Raw genomic sequence first — 15,602 nt, 5'->3', positions numbered from 1 at the left:
TCCAGCAAGTCTAGCGAGGGATCTAGCGCGGGGCGGGTTTGCGCATGCTGGGGCTTCGGGGCGCCTGCCAGGCGGTCCGAATGAAGGCCAGAACAAAGATGCCGCTCATCAGCAGCACGATCGTCGGTGCCGGGGCGCTGTCGATGAGGAAGCTCAGATAGATGCCGGCAAAGGACGAGACGAGGGTGACGGCGAGCGCCACGAGGAGCATCGTCTGGAAGCGTCGGGTGACGAGGAAGGCGATCGCGCCCGGTGCGACGAGAAGCGCAACGGAAAGGATGATGCCGACGGCCTTCAGGGCGCCGACGACGGTCAGCGACAGCACGACCAGAAGGCCGTAATGCAGCAGGCGGACGGGCAGGCCGATGGCGCGGGCATGCATCGGATCGAAGGCGTGCAGCAACAGATCCTTGCGCAGGAGGACGAGGAAGGCCGTCGCCGCAAGGGCGATGAGGCCCGTCTCGACGAGATCGGCGGGCAGGATGCCCAGCATGTCGCCGAAGAGGATGTGGTCGAGGTGCACGTCACTCTCGATCTTCACGTAGAGCACCAGTCCGAGGCCGAACATGCCGGAGAAGACGATGCCGAGGACGGTATCCTCCTTCACGCGGCTGTTTTCCTTGAGGTAGCCCGTCAGCAGCGCGCAGACGAGCCCGGCGGCGAAGGCTCCGACGGCGAATGGCAGGCCGACGACATAGGCGATCACGACGCCGGGCAGAACGGCATGGGAGACCGCGTCGCCCATCAACGACCAGCCCTTGAGCACTAGAAGACAGGAGAGCAGCGCCATCGGCACCGCGATCATCAGCGTCACGGCGAAGGCCGACTGCATGAAGGGCAGCTGGAAAGGCAGGAGTGCGAGGTCGAGGAAATCGTTCACGGTGCTGCCTCCAGTGCGAGGCGGGCGCGGCGGCGTGCGGCGAGGCGGCCGTGCTTCGGGGCAAAGACGAAGGCCGCGAGGAAAAGTGCCGTCTGCAGCACCACGATGATGCCGCCCGTGGCGCCGTCGAGGAAATAGCTCAGATAGGCGCCGACGAGGCTCGTCGCCGCGCCGATCGCGAAGGCGAGCGCGATCAGCCGCTGGAAACGGTCGGTCAGGAGATAGGCCGTCGCGCCGGGGGTCACCACCATGGCGATCACGAGGAAGGCGCCGACCGTCTGCAGTGCGGCCACTGTCGAGGCGGCGAGCAGGGTGAAGAACAGTAGCTTCAGGAAACCGGGACGCAGGCCGATCGAGCGGGCGTGGTTCTCGTCGAAGAAGGTGACCATCAGGTCCTTCCATTTCAGGGCGAGGATCAGCAGGCTGACGCTGCCGATGATGACGAGCTGCAGCGTGTCCTCGGGCGTGATGGCGAGGATGTTGCCGAGCACGATGGTCTGGATGTTCACCGAAACCGGCGACAGCGAGACCATGAACAGCCCGAGCCCGAAGAAGGAGGTGAAGATGAGGCCGATGACGGCATCTTCCCTCAGCCGGGTGCGCTGGTTGAGAAGGAGCATCGCGCCGGCTGCGAGTGCGCCCGAGAGGAACGCACCGAAGGCGAAGGGCAGACCGAGCATGTAGGCGCCGGCGACGCCAGGCACGATCGCGTGCGAGAGTGCGTCGCCGATCAGCGACCAGCCCTTGAGCATCAGATAAGCGGAGAGGAAGCCGCAGACGCCGCCGACCAGGCCGCTCACCCAGATCGCGTTGACCATGTAACCATAGGAGAAGGGCTCAAGGAGCACGTTCATCGGATACCTCCGGTTCGCGTGGAGCGCCGTAGATGACGAAGGGCCGCTCGTCGTCGGTGATGACCTTCACCTCGCGGGCGTCCGCGTCCTCGTGCAGGTCGGGCCCGGCGAGCACGAAGTGGCGCAGTGCGCCCCCGAAGGCGCGCTTCAGGTTGTCCTCGTTGAAAACTTCTGCCGTCCGCCCAGCCGCCAGCACCGTTCCCTTGACGAAGATCGTGCGGTCGCAATAGTCGGGCACGCTGCCGAGATTGTGGGTCGATACCAGCATGACGCGGCCCTCGGCCCGCAGGTCCTGCATGAGGCCTACGATCTGCTCCTCGGTCGTGACATCAACCCCGGTGAACGGCTCGTCGAGCAGGATCACCTGGCCCTCCTGGGCGAGCGCACGGGCAAGAAAGACGCGCTTGCGCTGGCCGCCGGAGAGTTCGCCGATCTGGCGCTTGCGGTAATCCGCCATGCCGACGCGGGCGAGCGCGTCGGCGACCATGATGTGGTCACGGCGCGAGGGGATGCGTAGCATCGACATGTGGCCGTAACGGCCCATCATCACCACGTCCTCGACGAGGACGGGAAAGTTCCAGTCGACCTCCTCGCTCTGCGGCACGTAGGCGACGAGGTTGCGGCGAAGCGCCTCCCGCGCCGGCAGGCCGAGGATCGAGATGCTGCCGCAGGAGAGCGGGACAAATCCCATGATCGCCTTGAAGAGCGTCGACTTTCCGGCACCGTTCACGCCGACGAGGGCGGTTATGGTGCCTTTGGGGATATCGAAGCTCGCGGCCTTCAGCGCCGTCAGCCCGTTGCGGTAGGTGACGGAGACATGGTCGACAAGGAGCCCCGAAGAGCGGCTGCGTGAACTGCTGCCCATGATCATCCCGCAAGTCCTTTCGCAATCGTCGCGACGGTGACCTTCAGAAGATCGAGATAGGTCGGAACCGGGCCGTCGGCTTCGCTGAGAGAATCGACGTAGAGAACGCCGCCGTAGAGTGCGCCGGTTTCCGCCGCCACCTGGCGGGCCGGCTTGTCGGAAACCGTGCTTTCGCTGAAGATCGCCTTGATCTTGTGCGCGCGCATCGCATCGATGACGGCGCGGACCTGTTGCGGCGAGCCCTGGCTGTCGGCATTGATCGGCCAGAGAAAGACTTCCTTCAGGCCCAGATCGCGGGCGAGATAGGAGAATGCGCCTTCGCTCGTTGCGAGCCAGCGTTCGTCTTCGGGGAGGGCGGCGATCTCGGCCTTCATCGGTTCGATCCCGGCCCTGATCTTTTCGGCATAGGCCTTGGCGTTGGCGGCATAGACATCGGCGTGATCAGGATCGATCGCGGCGAGCGCCTTGCGGATGTTCTCCACGTAAATCAGGGCATTGTCCGGTGACATCCAGGCGTGGGGATTGGGCTTTCCGTCATAGGCGCCACCGGAGATGCTGAGCGGCTCGACCCCTTCGCTGACCACGGCTTCGGGCACGTTCCCGAGATTGGCGAGGAACTTCTCGAACCAGCGTTCGAGGTTGAGCCCGTTCCACAATACGAGATCGGCGTCGCTCGCCTTCAGGATGTCGCGCGGGGTGGGCTGGTAGTTATGGATCTCGGCGCCCGGTTTGGTGATGCTGTCTACTTCGGCGGCGTCGCCCGCGACGTTGCGTGCAATGTCTGCGATGACGGTGAAGGTTGTAATGACCTTCGGCTTCTCCGCCGCGGCCGCCACCGCAGGCAGGCTGACGAATACGATGGCGGCGAGCAGGTCGATGATCTTTCGTCCCACGCAGGCGACTCCTTTTGCAAGTCATTCGCATTTTAACGTAGCCACACATTTGCGAATGTCAATGCAACTGCAAATCATTCGCAATGTCCGCGCAATCAGACGTCCTGCGATTAAAACTTCCTCAAGGTCGGCGTGCTAGCAAAGGCCGTTGGTATTGCGTAACCGGGAGTGGTCCGATGGTGGTCTCGTGGGCTTGAAGGGACTGTTGAACATATTTCGCCCGTCCCGAAAGCTGGCGCTCGTCTTCGGCGGGCTTCTGGTCTTCTGCGGAGCGACGGGCTCCGCTGCGGTCTATATCGGTGCTGAAAAGCTGCTCGGATCGACCTTCCGTGGGACGAACGGGCAGAAGTGCACCGAAGTGGATACTGTCCTCATCAAGAAAAAGGATCGTGAGTGGATCCGCAAATACGTGGCGACGAGTGGGGGAGACGGTCTTGCCCGCATGAAGACGGCGCTGCGGGTCGCGGAGAAGACGTTCCAGGAGAAAAAGCCTGACCTCGTGCAGGTGGTGGTGATCGATGATCTGGGGCCGAAGGATCGCGCGAACATGCGCGGTCATGCGATTGGCGCGGACGTCGTCTACATCCCCGATCCGTCGCGCGTGCCGGAGGTCGATAACGCCGCCGTCTTCACTGCGCGCTACATAGACCGCCCGGCGAACGAGAGCGGTCTCTTCTACGGTGAGAAGATCGTCGTGCCGAGCGAGGACGTCGAACGCATCGCGGCGTTGATGGACGACAAGTTCGACTGCGCGAAACCGGATGGTGCCCCCGAGACGGCGGCTGCCGGCGCCCACGGCGCCGATACCCATGCCGCGCCGACGGAGGGCGGCGGCCACGGCTGACCGCCGCATGACATACCAGAAAACGAAAGCCCCGGGATACGGCGTATCCCGGGGCTTCGTCTATCGGCAGGTCGACCGGCTCAGTCGCCCTTGTGGCGGCGGGCCGGGAACAGGATGATGTCGCGGATCGACGGTGAGTCCGTCAGAAGCATGATCAGGCGATCGACGCCGATGCCGAGGCCGCCTGCCGGCGGCATGCCCTGGTCCATGGCTTCGAGGAAGTCCTCGTCCAGTTCCTTGTCCGTCTCGCCGCGCTCGTGCGCTTGCTTCAGCTGCTCGACCATGCGGTTGCGCTGCTCGACCGGGTCGTTGAGCTCGGAGAAGGCATTGCCGATTTCCCAGCCGTTGCAGTAGCTCTCGAAGCGTTCGACGAGGCGCGGTTCGCCCGGCACTTCCTTGGCGAAGGGCGAGATGTCCTTCGGGAAGTTGATGACATGGGTCGGCTGGATCAGGGTCGCTTCGACCTTTTCCTCGAAGACATAGGCGAGGCATTCGCCCCAGGTCGCGTCCTTCTCGACCTCGAAGCCGGCGCCATAGGCGGCAGCGCGTGCCTCCTTGTCGGTCTTGATCGACAGGAAGTCGATGCCGGTCGCTTCCTTGACCGCTTCGGGCATCGAAACCCGGCGGAACGGACCCTTGAAGGAGAGCTCCTTGTCGGTGAAGGCGAATTCGGTCTTGCCGTGGACGGCGAGCGCCAGGCTTTCGAACAGCCGTTCGACGAGACTCATCATGTCCTCGTAGTCGGCATAGGCCCAGTAGCACTCCATCATGGTGAACTCGGGATTGTGCCTTGTCGAGACGCCTTCGTTGCGGAAGTTGCGGTTGACTTCGAAGACCTTGTCGGTGAGGCCCGACACGAGAACGCGCTTCAGGTAGAGCTCCGGCGCGATGCGCAGGTACATATCGAGCTTCAGCGTGTTGTGGTGGGTCTTGAAGGGTTCTGCCGCGGCACCGCCGTAGATCACCTGCAGCATCGGGGTCTCGACTTCCATGAAGCCTTCGCCCTCGAGGAAGCGGCGCAGAGCGGACAGAATTCGCGAACGCTGCTGGAAGCGCAGCTTGGATTCCTCGTTGACCATGATGTCGAGATAGCGCTTGCGGTAGCGCGTCTCGATGTCGGCGAGGCCGTGATACTTCTCCGGCATCGGCAGCAGCGTCTTGGTCAGCATGACGATCTCGTGGGCGTTGATCGTCAGTTCTCCGCGCTTGGTGCGGCGCACCGCGCCGGTCACGCCGATGATGTCGCCGAGGTCGATGAGCGGCAGCAGGCTGCGGGCCTCTTCCGGGGTCGTGTCCTTGTGGGAGAAGATCTGGATTTTGCCCGAGGCGTCATGGATGTCCATGAACATGCCCGAATTGCGCGAGGAGTAGACGCGACCGGCCACCGTCACCACGTCGCCGGACTCGGTGTCCGGCTCGAGATGGGCATATTTCTCCGCCAGTTCCTCGTTGGTCATCGTGCGGTGGAAGTGTGCGGGATAGACGTCGCCCACCTTCTCGCGCAGCAGCGCGAGCTTCTGGCGACGGACTTCCGTCGCGTCGGAGGAGAGGGCGGTTTCGGTCTTCTGTTCGGTCATCGTTCAATCGCCTTCAGGGGCTTTTTTTCGTTTCGGTTACCCCGGCAGGGCAGAGGAGGTAGTTCAAGGGCGCCGCCGATTGAGGCGACGCTGCATCGTCAGCCGGCGGCACCTGCCATCGAGGCCAGCACCTGGCTTGCCACCTTCAGCCGCTGGCGCACGACCGACCGGCCGAGCAGCGCCATGGAATCGAAGAGCGGTAGCGAGCGCTGGCTTCCCGAGACGGCGACGAAGAGCGGCGGCGTGACGACGCGCAGCTTCTTCCCGAGGCGGTCGGAAATCGCCCTCAGTTCCTCTTCGATCGTGGCGACGTTCCATTCGACGATCTTTTCGAGGTCGAACTGGACCGTGTTGACGATCTCCAGCGTTTCGGCCGGCGAGGTCTTCAGACCCGCGAAGGAGGCAGGCGTGAGGCCGACGTCGTTCGCCAGCAGGAAGCCGGCGAGCGGCGGCAGTTCGCCGAGCTTCGAGATGCGACTCTGGGCGAGCTTCAGCCCTTCGGTCAGGCGGTCGTTTTCGGACGCCCAGTCTAAGATGCGGGAGAGGAAATCCTCCGGCGTAAGCTTCTCGCGGATCCAGCGACCGTTCAGCCAGTCGAGCTTCTGCACGTCGAAGATCGCGCCGGCCTTCGAGAGGTTCTCCGGATCGAACTTTTCGGCGAGTTCGTCCATCGTCAGAAGCTCCTCGCCTTCGGCGATCTGGACGAAGAACAGGCCGAGGAAGTTCATCAGCGCTTCCGGCAGGTAGCCGAGCGCCGAATAGTAGGAGATCGAGGTCGGGTTCTTGCGCTTCGACAGCTTCGACTTGTCGGCATTGCGCATCAGCGACAGGTGCATGAACTTCGGCGGTTCGAGGCCGAGATATTGGTAGAGCAGGATGTGCTTCGGTACCGATGCCAGCCACTCCTCGCCGCGGGCGACGTGGGTGATCTTCATCAGGTGGTCGTCGACGACGTTCGCCATGTGATAGGTCGGCATGCCGTCGGCCTTCAGGAGCACCTGCATGTCGACGCTATCCCACGGGATCTCGACGTCGCCGTAGACGCCGTCGTGGAACTTGCACGAGCCTTCAGTCGGGATCTTCATGCGCACGACGGAAGGTTCGCCCGCTTCCATGCGCTCGGTCACTTCCTCGGCGGTCAGGTGGAGGCAGAGGCCGTCATACTTCGGCGCCATGCCCTTCGCCCGCTGCGCGTCGCGCATCATTTCGAGGCGTTCGGGCGTGCAGAAGCAGCGGAAGGCGTGGCCGTCGCGAACGAGCTGCTCGACGAAGGGACGATAGATGTCCTTGCGCTCCGACTGGCGGTAAGGGCCGTAAGGCCCACCGACATCGGGGCCTTCCGACCACTTGAGGCCGGTCCATTTCAGCGCGTCGAGAACCTTCTCCTCGAACTCCGCCGTCGAGCGGGTGGCGTCGGTATCCTCGATGCGGAGGATGAACTCGCCGCCGTTCTTCTTGGCGAAGAGATAGTTGAACAGCGCGATATAGGCGGTACCGACATGGGGCTCGCCGGTCGGGGAAGGTGCAATACGGACGCGGACGCCGGAAGTGGTCATCGGATTCTTGCTCTGGTGACGTGCGAGTGACCGGCGGAAAACCGCGTGGTCACGGACGGGGTGTCGAAAAGCGAAAAACCGCGCCGAAAACCGCCCAAGGCGGGAAATCCCGCGATTTTTCATTCCGTGGCCTTAGGCCACATTCGGCCGCGGGCGTCAAGACAAACTGCGGCAGGGCGGGGATGCCATGACGGCGGCGAAGAGGAAACCGATGAAAAAATCGGGTCGTCGGGAACCTTCACCTGCCGGTCGCGTTTGATCCTTCAGAACACGGGCCGTGCCAACCGGACGCGACGGGAACGAGAACACGGTGATTTTTCCGGTTTCTCTCCGTGGCCAACGAAACGGCAGACGAGCTCTGACCCGTCCGGCCCGCGTTCCTCATCCCTAGTCCCCGCCCTGAAGAGCCGCATTCCGCCAATGCTGGCTCTTCCTTTTTGCCTTCTTTCCTGCCGCCGTCACGTGACTGGCCAAACCAGGAGCAGGGTCGGCACGCTGACCAGTACGATCAAACCCGAGAGCGGCAAACCGAGCCGCGGGTAGTCGCTGAAGCGGTACCCGCCCGGGCCGAACACGAGCGTGTTGCACTGATGGCCTATCGGCGTCAGGAAGTCGCAACCGGCGCCGATCGCAACCGCCATCAGGAAAGCCTCCGGTCTGTAGTGGAGGTTCCCCGCGAAACTCGCCGCGATCGGCGCCATGACGAGCACGGTTGCGGCATTGTTGAGGAACGGTGTGACCAGCATGGCCGTCACGAGGATCAGCGCCAGCGCCCCGTAGGTGGGAAGGTTGACCGCCACATGTCCGAGCCAGACGGCAACGACGTCGCTCGCTCCGGTCGTGCGCAAGGTGTCGCTCACCGGAATGAGTGCCGCGAGCATCACGAGGATGGGACCGTCCACCGCCCGGTAGATCTCGCTGAGCGGTATGGCGCGCAGGATCACCATGCCGAGTGCCGCCGCGAAGAAGGCGATGCCGACGGGGGCAAGACCGAGCGCGGTCGCGCCCATCGCGGCGACCAGGATGGCGAGCGGAACGGCGGCGTTGCGCGGAGTACCGAGCAGGATCTCGCGTTCGGCAAGCGGAAGGCAGCCGAGTTCCTGCAGCAGGCCAGGCAGCGTGTTCCTCCTGCCCTGGAGGACGACGACGTCGCCGGCGCGCAGGGTCATCTCGCCCATGCTTTCGCCCGTTCGCTTTCCGGGGCGGCTCACGGCAATGACGTTGACGCCGTAGCTGTGAAAGATCGAGAGCTCGCGTGCGGTCATGCCGACCAGGAAGGAATCGTGGGCAATGACCGCCTCGATCGCGCCGATCTCGCTGTTCTTCTCGCCGTCGTGGACGAGCGGCCTTCCGGAAAGCGCCAGCGACGCCTGGGAGACGATCCGGTCGAGCGCCTCGGACGGGCCTTCGAGAAGAAGAATGTCGTTTTCCCGGATCTGCACGTCGGGAAAGGGAGAGATGCGGACATGGCCGCGCAGGATGCCGGTCGCGATCACTTCGCCGCCTGAGAGCGTCAGCAGGTCGCTCAGCCTCTTGCCCCCGACGGACGATTGCTTTGTGACTCTGGCCTCGGTCGCGTAGCTCGAGTTCTCCAGCGTTTCCTGCAGGGACGAAGCCTGGTTCTCCCTCTCCGGCACCAGCCGGAAGAAGAAGATCAGAAAGAGGACGCCGGTGAGGGCGAGCACCGCTCCGACCGGTGTGAAATCGAACATGCTGAAGCTCTCGCCGGTGATATCGTGGCGAAGCTGCGAGACCACGATGTTCGGCGAAGTGCCGATCTGGGTCATCAGGCCGCCCAGGAGGGCAGCGAACGCCATCGGCATCAGGAAGATCGACGGAGACGTGCCAGAGCGACGGGAGAACTGAAAGGCGACCGGCATCATGATCGCCAGCGCGCCGATATTCTTGATGAAGGCCGAGAGCACGGCCACGGTCAGGAGCAGCAGGACCATCTGCGCGCGGACGGACTCGAGCTTCGGGAAGAAGCGCTTGATCGCCGCATCGACGATGCCCGAGCGGGCGACGCCGGCGCTGACGACGAGGGCGCTGCCGACGATGACCACGATGTCGTTGGAAAAGCCGGAGAAGGCCTTGTCGGCCGGTACGAGCCCGAGAGCGACGGTGACGATGAGCGCAGTGCAGGCCACCACATCATAGCGGAAGCGATCCCAGATGAAGAAACCCATCATGGTGCCGATTACCGCGAAAGCCAGAATCTGCTCGGTTGACATGAGACTCCGCTGCCGTTTGACCTTGAGTATTCCGGATCAGGCGGTACCGATCAATCCCTCCAATGCAGGGTGGTCTGCTTTGTTCCGAACCAAGACGCAGGAGCCTTGAAATGCGATCGGCCCGCGCGGGGTTGCCGCGCGGGCCGATCGATCCGGGTGCTCGCCCCTTAGTGCAGCGTCTTCTTTCCGGCCTCGGCGCGGCGTTTGCGGCGCGCCAGCATGTTGAGGCCCTCGACCAGCGCCGAGAAGGCCATTGCGGCGTAGACGTAGCCCTTCGGAACATGGAAGCCCATGCCGTCGGCGATCAGCGTCATGCCGATCATCAGCAGGAAGCCGAGCGCCAGCATGACGATGGTCGGGTTCTTCTCGATGAAGTTCGCCAGCGGGTTCGAGGCAAGCAGCATGACCGTGACGGCCACGATGACGGCGATGATCATGACCGGCAGGTGATCGGTCATGCCGACGGCTGTGATGATGCTGTCGACGGAAAAGACGAGGTCGAGCAGGAGGATCTGGCCGATGGCGGCGGCGAGCGTGCCTGTCGCGGACGAGGCGATGAAATCCTCGTCATGGTCTACTGGATCGACGCTGTGGTGGATTTCCTTCGTGGCCTTCCAGACGAGGAACAGGCCGCCGCCGATGAGGATCAGGTCCTTCCAGGAGAAGCCGTGGCCGAAGAGTTCAAAGAGGGGGGTGGTGAGCTGGACGATCCAGGCCACCGTGCCGAGCAGGACGAGGCGCATGACGAGCGCCAGGCCGATGCCGATGCGGCGTGCCGGTACGCGCTGGGCAGCGGGCAGCTTGTTGGTGAGGATCGAGATGAACACCAGGTTGTCGATCCCGAGAACGATCTCCATGACGATCAGTGTGATCAGGGCGACCCAGGCGGCGGGGTCCTGGACGAGAAGAGCGAGATCCTGCATGAACTTCTTCCGGTTGGTGGTTCGTGGAAGCACAAATGGCCCAAGTGTCACCAAACGACAAGGCCCGGACATGGGCCCGCTCCGGAAAATTACGCCGATTTCGTCGGTTAGCCGTCTGCCCGGACTTCGGTGCCGTAGGCAGCCATGAAGACCTTGAGGCCGCTGTCCACGACATACTCGATCTCAGTCTCTTCCGGCGGCACGGTCATTTCGCCGAACAGGCGCTGGCGGAAAAACTGGCCGGTCGCAAGCTCGATGTACTGGCGGGCGGCAAGATCGGTGTCCTCCACCTTCAGCGCTCCGGCCTCGACCTGCTGCTCGATGAAGGTCCGCAGGACGGTGCGGGCGTTGGCCGGGCCGGTGGCGAGGAAGCGCTTGCAGAGACCCGGCATGCGGTCGACGACGCCGAGCAGGATGCGCATTGCAAGGATCATGTCCGACTTGATGATGTGCCGGGCGAAGGCGATGCCGAAACGGTGCAACCCGTCGCGGACATCGTTGCTCTCAGCCAGGATGTCGCGGAGGAACTCCGTGAAACGGCCTTTCTCTCTTTCGATCAGCGCGCCGAACAGTTCTTCCTTGCTGTCGAAATAGACGTAGATCGTTCCTTTGGAGACGCCGGCCTCCCGCGTCACGTCGTTCATGCTCGCCGCGTCGAAGCCCATCCTCATGAAGACGGAGCGGGCGCCGTCAAGAATCTGCTCGCGCTTCACGGGGTCTTCGCCGGCGGCGAAGCGCCCTACGGGACAGAGGCTGGTCTCCGGGGCCGGGTTCGGCGTTTCGGACATTATCTTGCTCACGCGTCTCTTTCGGGTACTCAAAACTAACGAAATCGAACTCGACGGTTCGATCACTCTTGATATGTGGGATGAAACGCTCTAAGTCAACCGAACCGAACGGTTCAGTTCAATATATATGCGCTTTTGCATATCTGACCCGAAACGAAACCTGCCAGTTCAAGATGGAAACGACAATGTCCGGCTCCCAGAGAAGCAATGCAATCCGCTCGGTCGACACCGGCCATGAGCCAGTCGTCGTCGAGACGACGGCCCCGGAGACAGTCGAAGGCCGCCAGGACGAAACTTCTGCTCCTTCGCAGGTCCAGGCACCGGTGAAGGCGAAGAAGCGGCGCAGTCCTGTTCTGCCGATCGTGGCACTTGCGCTTCTCGCCGGTGCGGCCTGGTACGGCTACAATTGGTGGACCGAAGGCCGCTTCATGGTGTCTACGGACGATGCCTACATCGGAGGCGACATCGCCATCATCTCGCCGAAGGTCGGCGGCTATGTTGAGAAGGTGAACGTCACGAACAACCAGATCGTCAAGGCGGGCGATCCGCTCGTGACCCTCGACAACGGTGACTATCGCATTGCCGCCGAACAAGCCGAGGCGCAGGTGAAGAGCCAGCATCTGACACTCGACCGGGTCGACGCGCAGATCAAGGGCGCCGAGGCGAGCCTGCTGCAGGCGAAGGCCCAGAGCCAGGCGGCCGTCGCCAGCCTCGACCTCGCGCAGCTTTCCTACAAGCGGGCGAGTGGGCTGCAGGCGCAGAAGGTCGTCTCGACCGCGGACCTCGACAGCGCGAAGACGCAGCTCGAACAGGCGCAGGCTAACGTGAGCGCCGCCGACGCGAACATCGCTGCGGCCGAGGCACAGATCGCTGTCCTCAAGGCGCAGCGCGCCGAAGCGGAGGCCGGCATCCGTTCCGCCGAACTGGCGCTCGAAAAGGCGAGGCGCGACCTGGACTTCACGGTCCTCAAGGCGCCCTACGACGGCGTGGTCGGCAATCTCGCGGTCCAGACGGGGGACCTCGTCTCCGCCGGCAAGCGGCTCGCCGCACTGGTTCCGGTGAGTGATCTCTTCATCGACGCGAACTTCAAGGAGACGCAGATCGCCCATCTCGCGCCCGGATCGAAAGTCAACATCCACGTCGACGCCTTCGACGAGGAGCCGCTCGTCGGGACTGTCACGTCGATCGCGCCGGCCTCCGGTTCGGTCTTCTCGATGCTGCCGGCGGAGAACGCGACCGGCAACTTCACCAAGGTTGTCCAGCGTGTGCCGGTGCGCATCTCCTTGCCCAAGGAGGCTCTCGACACCGGCAAGCTCCGGGCGGGCCTGAGCGTCGTCGTCGACGTCGACACGCGCACTGCGCCGGCCGGCGCCTCGCTCGCGGCCAAGTGACGGATGTCGAGGTAGGAGCATGGCTGCGACTGCGACAATGAGGAATGCGGGCGGGGCAGTGCCCGCCGCGGACCAGCCGATGGACCCGAAGCGCGTCATCGCGTTCTTCGCGATGGTGTTCGGGATGTTCATGTCGATCCTGGACATCCAGATCGTTTCGGCGTCGCTTGCCGAAATCCAGGCCGGTCTCGGCGCCGGCGCGGACGAGATCGCGTGGGTGCAGACCTCCTACCTGATCGCCGAAGTCATCATGATCCCGCTCTCGGGCGTGCTGGCGCGTATCCTCTCGACGCGGGTTCTGTTCGCGCTGTCGGCCGCCGGCTTCACGATGGCGAGCGCGCTTGCCGCAACCGCCACGAACATCGAGCAGATGATCGTCTACCGGGCGATCCAGGGCTTCATCGGCGGCGGCATGATACCGTCCGTCTTCGCCGCGGCCTTCACGATCTTTCCGCCCTCCAAGCGAAACATCGTTTCGCCCATCATCGGCCTCGTCGCAACGCTCGCGCCGACGATCGGCCCGACCATCGGCGGTTATATCAGCCATGCGATGTCGTGGCACTGGCTGTTCCTCATCAACGTCATTCCGGGCATCCTGGTCACCGCCGTAACATGGAGTCTCATCGACTTCGACGAGCCCGAGCTCAGCCTGTTCAAGAAGTTCGACTGGTGGGGGCTCGCCTCCATGGCGCTCTTCCTCGGCACGCTCGAATACGTACTGGAAGAAGGCAACGCCAAGGACTGGTTCAACGACGAGCACATCGTGCTCGGCACGATTGCGATGCTGATCGGGGCGGTCGTGTTCTTCTACAGGGTGTTCAGGGTGGACTTCCCGGTCGTCGATTTGAGGGCTTTCACCAACCGCAACTTCGCGTTCGGCTCGCTCTTTTCCTTCGTGATGGGGGTCGGGCTCTACGGTCTCACCTACCTCTATCCGCTCTATCTCGGGCGTATCCGCGGCTACGATTCGCTGATGATCGGCGAGACGATGTTCGTGTCCGGTGCGGCGATGTTCCTGACTGCACCCGTGGCCGGAGCGCTGTCGAGCCGGCTCGATCCGCGTGTGATGATGATGATCGGCTTCGGCGGCTTTTCCGTCGGTACGCTGCTGATGACCGGAATGACCGCGGACTGGGACTTCTACGAGCTTCTGTTGCCGCAGATCCTGCGCGGCTGTTCGCTGATGCTCTGCATGGTGCCGATCAACAACATCGCGCTTGGAACACTGCCGCCGGAACGGATCAGAAATGCCTCGGGCCTCTTCAACCTGACGCGCAATCTCGGCGGTGCGGTGGGCTTGGCAATCATCAATACCATGCTGACCCAGCGTTCGGACGAGCACTATGCCCGTCTTTCCGAGCACATCACCTGGAGCAATCCGGCGGCACTCAACTGGCTCAATAATGTCGGCGGCAATTACGACAGCTATGGCCTCGACGGCGCTTCGGCGGCGGTGAAGAAGCTCGCAGGCGTCGTGACCCAGCAGTCGTGGCTTCTCTCCTTCATCGACGTCTTCACGGGGCTGACGCTCCTGTTTTTCTCACTGATTTTCCTCACCTTGCTGATCAAGCGCCCGGCCGCCGCGGCACCTGCCGGCAGCGGGCACTGATCCCTCCCACCTCCCAGATCCACCGCAGCGCCTCGGACCGTCGCCTCAAAACGACGGTCCTTCTTTTTTGCGGGACGCTTTTAACGATATGAGGTACGTATCTCAGAATGTGATTTACGTACCTCAAGAACTCCGGTAGAGAGTCGCGCCGGAGGAGACATGAAGCCGACCGTCCACGACATCGCCATCCATGCGGGCGTGAGCCTAGCAACCGTCGACCGGGTGCTCAACAACCGGCCCGGCGTGCGGCAGGAGACGCGCGCGAAGGTCGATGCCGCTGTTGCGGCACTGGGCTTCGTCCGCGACATGGCCGCGGCCAATCTCGCGAAGGGGCGCGTCTATCTGCTGACCTTTATCCTGCCTTCCAACGACAATTCCTTCATGCGTGGGCTCGTGGCGGCCGTCGGTGATGCCGTCACCCGGGCTGCGGTCGAACGGCTGGCGATCCGCATCATAGAGGTTCCCGCCTTCGATCCTCAGGCCCTTGTCGCCGCGTTGAAGGAGGCGGGCCGGGAAAGGCCGGCCGGCGTCGCGCTGGTCGCGGTCGATGCGCCGGAGGTGCGCGCCGCGGTCGACGAGCTGGTGCAGGAGGGCATCCCCGTCGTCACGCTGGTCTCCGACCTGCCGGGATCGAGACGGCAGCACTATGCGGGGATCGACAACATCGCGGCCGGCCGCACGGCGGCGAGCCTCATGGGGCGGTTCCTCGGGCCCGAACCGGGCAGCGTCGCCGTCCTTGCCGGTTCGCTGGTGGTGCGCGACCATCGGGAGCGGTTCGAGGGGTTCCGCGCGGTGATGGCGACGGAGTTCGGCCATCTGCATCTGCTGCCTGTTCTGGAAGGCCGCGACGACCCCGCAACTGCCGAACGGGTGTTGCGCGACGAGCTTGCCGCGCATCCGGACATCGCCGGCATCTACAGCCTCGGTGCCGGCAATCGCGGTCTTGTACGCCTCCTGAAGGAGGTGCGTCGAGACCGCCGGCCGGCGGTGATCGCCCACGAGCTCACCGAAACGACGCGGGCGGCGCTGACGGAAGGCCTGATCGACGCGGTGCTCAACCAGGATGCCGGCCACGAGGTCAGAAGTGCGATCCGCGTCTTGAAGGCGAGGGCGGACGGACAATCGGTCGTCGAGGCGCAGGAGCGCATCCGTCTCGACATATTTCTGCGGGACAATCTGCCGTAACGGCCA

Annotated in this window: 13 protein-coding genes; 4 read left to right on the top strand and 9 right to left on the bottom strand. The window is 63.6% G+C overall.

All coding sequences use genetic code 11. From position 1 onward, the window contains the following. Window positions 1–22: 22 nt before the first annotated feature. The 4 genes from ACM6UT_RS02720 to ACM6UT_RS02705 are packed head-to-tail and all read right to left on the bottom strand — an operon-like array spanning window position 23 to window position 3,492. On the bottom strand, window positions 23–880 hold the full coding sequence (locus ACM6UT_RS02720) for a metal ABC transporter permease (RefSeq protein WP_416795824.1): 858 nt from the start codon (window positions 878–880) through the stop codon (window positions 23–25). Continuing rightward, complete coding sequence (locus ACM6UT_RS02715) at window positions 877–1,734, bottom strand: metal ABC transporter permease (protein ID WP_416795823.1); 858 nt, start codon at window positions 1,732–1,734, stop codon at window positions 877–879. The genes ACM6UT_RS02720 and ACM6UT_RS02715 overlap by 4 nt, the downstream gene beginning before the upstream one ends. Continuing rightward, window positions 1,718–2,599, bottom strand: a complete 882-nt coding sequence (locus ACM6UT_RS02710) for a manganese/iron ABC transporter ATP-binding protein (protein WP_416795872.1) — start codon at window positions 2,597–2,599, stop codon at window positions 1,718–1,720. Before ACM6UT_RS02710 ends, ACM6UT_RS02715 begins: the two co-directional genes overlap by 17 nt. 2 nt (window positions 2,600–2,601) lie before the next feature. Further along, entirely contained in the window at window positions 2,602–3,492 is an 891-nt protein-coding gene (locus ACM6UT_RS02705) for a metal ABC transporter substrate-binding protein (protein WP_416795822.1), read from the bottom strand. A 205-nt stretch (window positions 3,493–3,697) separates the two neighbouring features. Between ACM6UT_RS02705 and ACM6UT_RS02700 the strand changes: the two genes are divergently transcribed. Beyond that, window positions 3,698–4,336: a hypothetical protein gene (locus ACM6UT_RS02700; protein ID WP_416795821.1), complete on the top strand. Its 639-nt coding sequence runs from the start codon at window positions 3,698–3,700 to the stop codon at window positions 4,334–4,336. Between the two features lie 80 nt (window positions 4,337–4,416). Here ACM6UT_RS02700 and lysS read toward each other — a convergent pair whose 3' ends face one another. From lysS to ACM6UT_RS02675, 5 genes are all read right to left on the bottom strand, one after another. Further along, a complete protein-coding gene (gene lysS / locus ACM6UT_RS02695; RefSeq protein WP_416795820.1) occupies window positions 4,417–5,913 on the bottom strand; it encodes a lysine--tRNA ligase in 1,497 nt (498 codons plus the stop codon). A 98-nt stretch (window positions 5,914–6,011) separates the two neighbouring features. Then, on the bottom strand, window positions 6,012–7,469 hold the full coding sequence (gltX, locus tag ACM6UT_RS02690) for a glutamate--tRNA ligase (protein WP_416795819.1): 1,458 nt from the start codon (window positions 7,467–7,469) through the stop codon (window positions 6,012–6,014). Window positions 7,470–7,927: 458 nt separating this feature from the next. Continuing rightward, complete coding sequence (locus ACM6UT_RS02685) at window positions 7,928–9,700, bottom strand: SLC13 family permease (RefSeq protein WP_416795818.1); 1,773 nt, start codon at window positions 9,698–9,700, stop codon at window positions 7,928–7,930. A 167-nt stretch (window positions 9,701–9,867) separates the two neighbouring features. Further along, window positions 9,868–10,623 (bottom strand): TerC family protein, encoded by a 756-nt coding sequence (locus tag ACM6UT_RS02680; protein ID WP_416795817.1) that lies wholly within the window; start codon window positions 10,621–10,623, stop codon window positions 9,868–9,870. 107 nt (window positions 10,624–10,730) lie between these two features. Further along, on the bottom strand, window positions 10,731–11,411 hold the full coding sequence (locus ACM6UT_RS02675; RefSeq protein ID WP_416795871.1) for a TetR/AcrR family transcriptional regulator: 681 nt from the start codon (window positions 11,409–11,411) through the stop codon (window positions 10,731–10,733). A 185-nt stretch (window positions 11,412–11,596) separates the two neighbouring features. On the opposite strand from ACM6UT_RS02675, the gene ACM6UT_RS02670 reads away from it, so the two are divergent. From ACM6UT_RS02670 to ACM6UT_RS02660, 3 genes are all read left to right on the top strand, one after another. Next, window positions 11,597–12,802, top strand: a complete 1,206-nt coding sequence (locus ACM6UT_RS02670) for an HlyD family secretion protein (RefSeq protein ID WP_416795816.1) — start codon at window positions 11,597–11,599, stop codon at window positions 12,800–12,802. Between the two features lie 19 nt (window positions 12,803–12,821). After that, a complete protein-coding gene (locus tag ACM6UT_RS02665) occupies window positions 12,822–14,411 on the top strand; it encodes a DHA2 family efflux MFS transporter permease subunit (protein ID WP_416795815.1) in 1,590 nt (529 codons plus the stop codon). A gap of 159 nt (window positions 14,412–14,570) precedes the next feature. Next, window positions 14,571–15,596 (top strand): LacI family DNA-binding transcriptional regulator, encoded by a 1,026-nt coding sequence (locus tag ACM6UT_RS02660; protein WP_416795814.1) that lies wholly within the window; start codon window positions 14,571–14,573, stop codon window positions 15,594–15,596. Window positions 15,597–15,602: the final 6 nt, after the last annotated feature.

Origin of the sequence: Ciceribacter azotifigens (genome assembly GCF_048159625.1) — a bacterium.
In the GTDB taxonomy this organism is placed as follows: Bacteria; Pseudomonadota; Alphaproteobacteria; order Rhizobiales; family Rhizobiaceae; genus Allorhizobium; species Allorhizobium azotifigens.
This window is presented reverse-complemented; position numbering and strand designations above follow the sequence as displayed.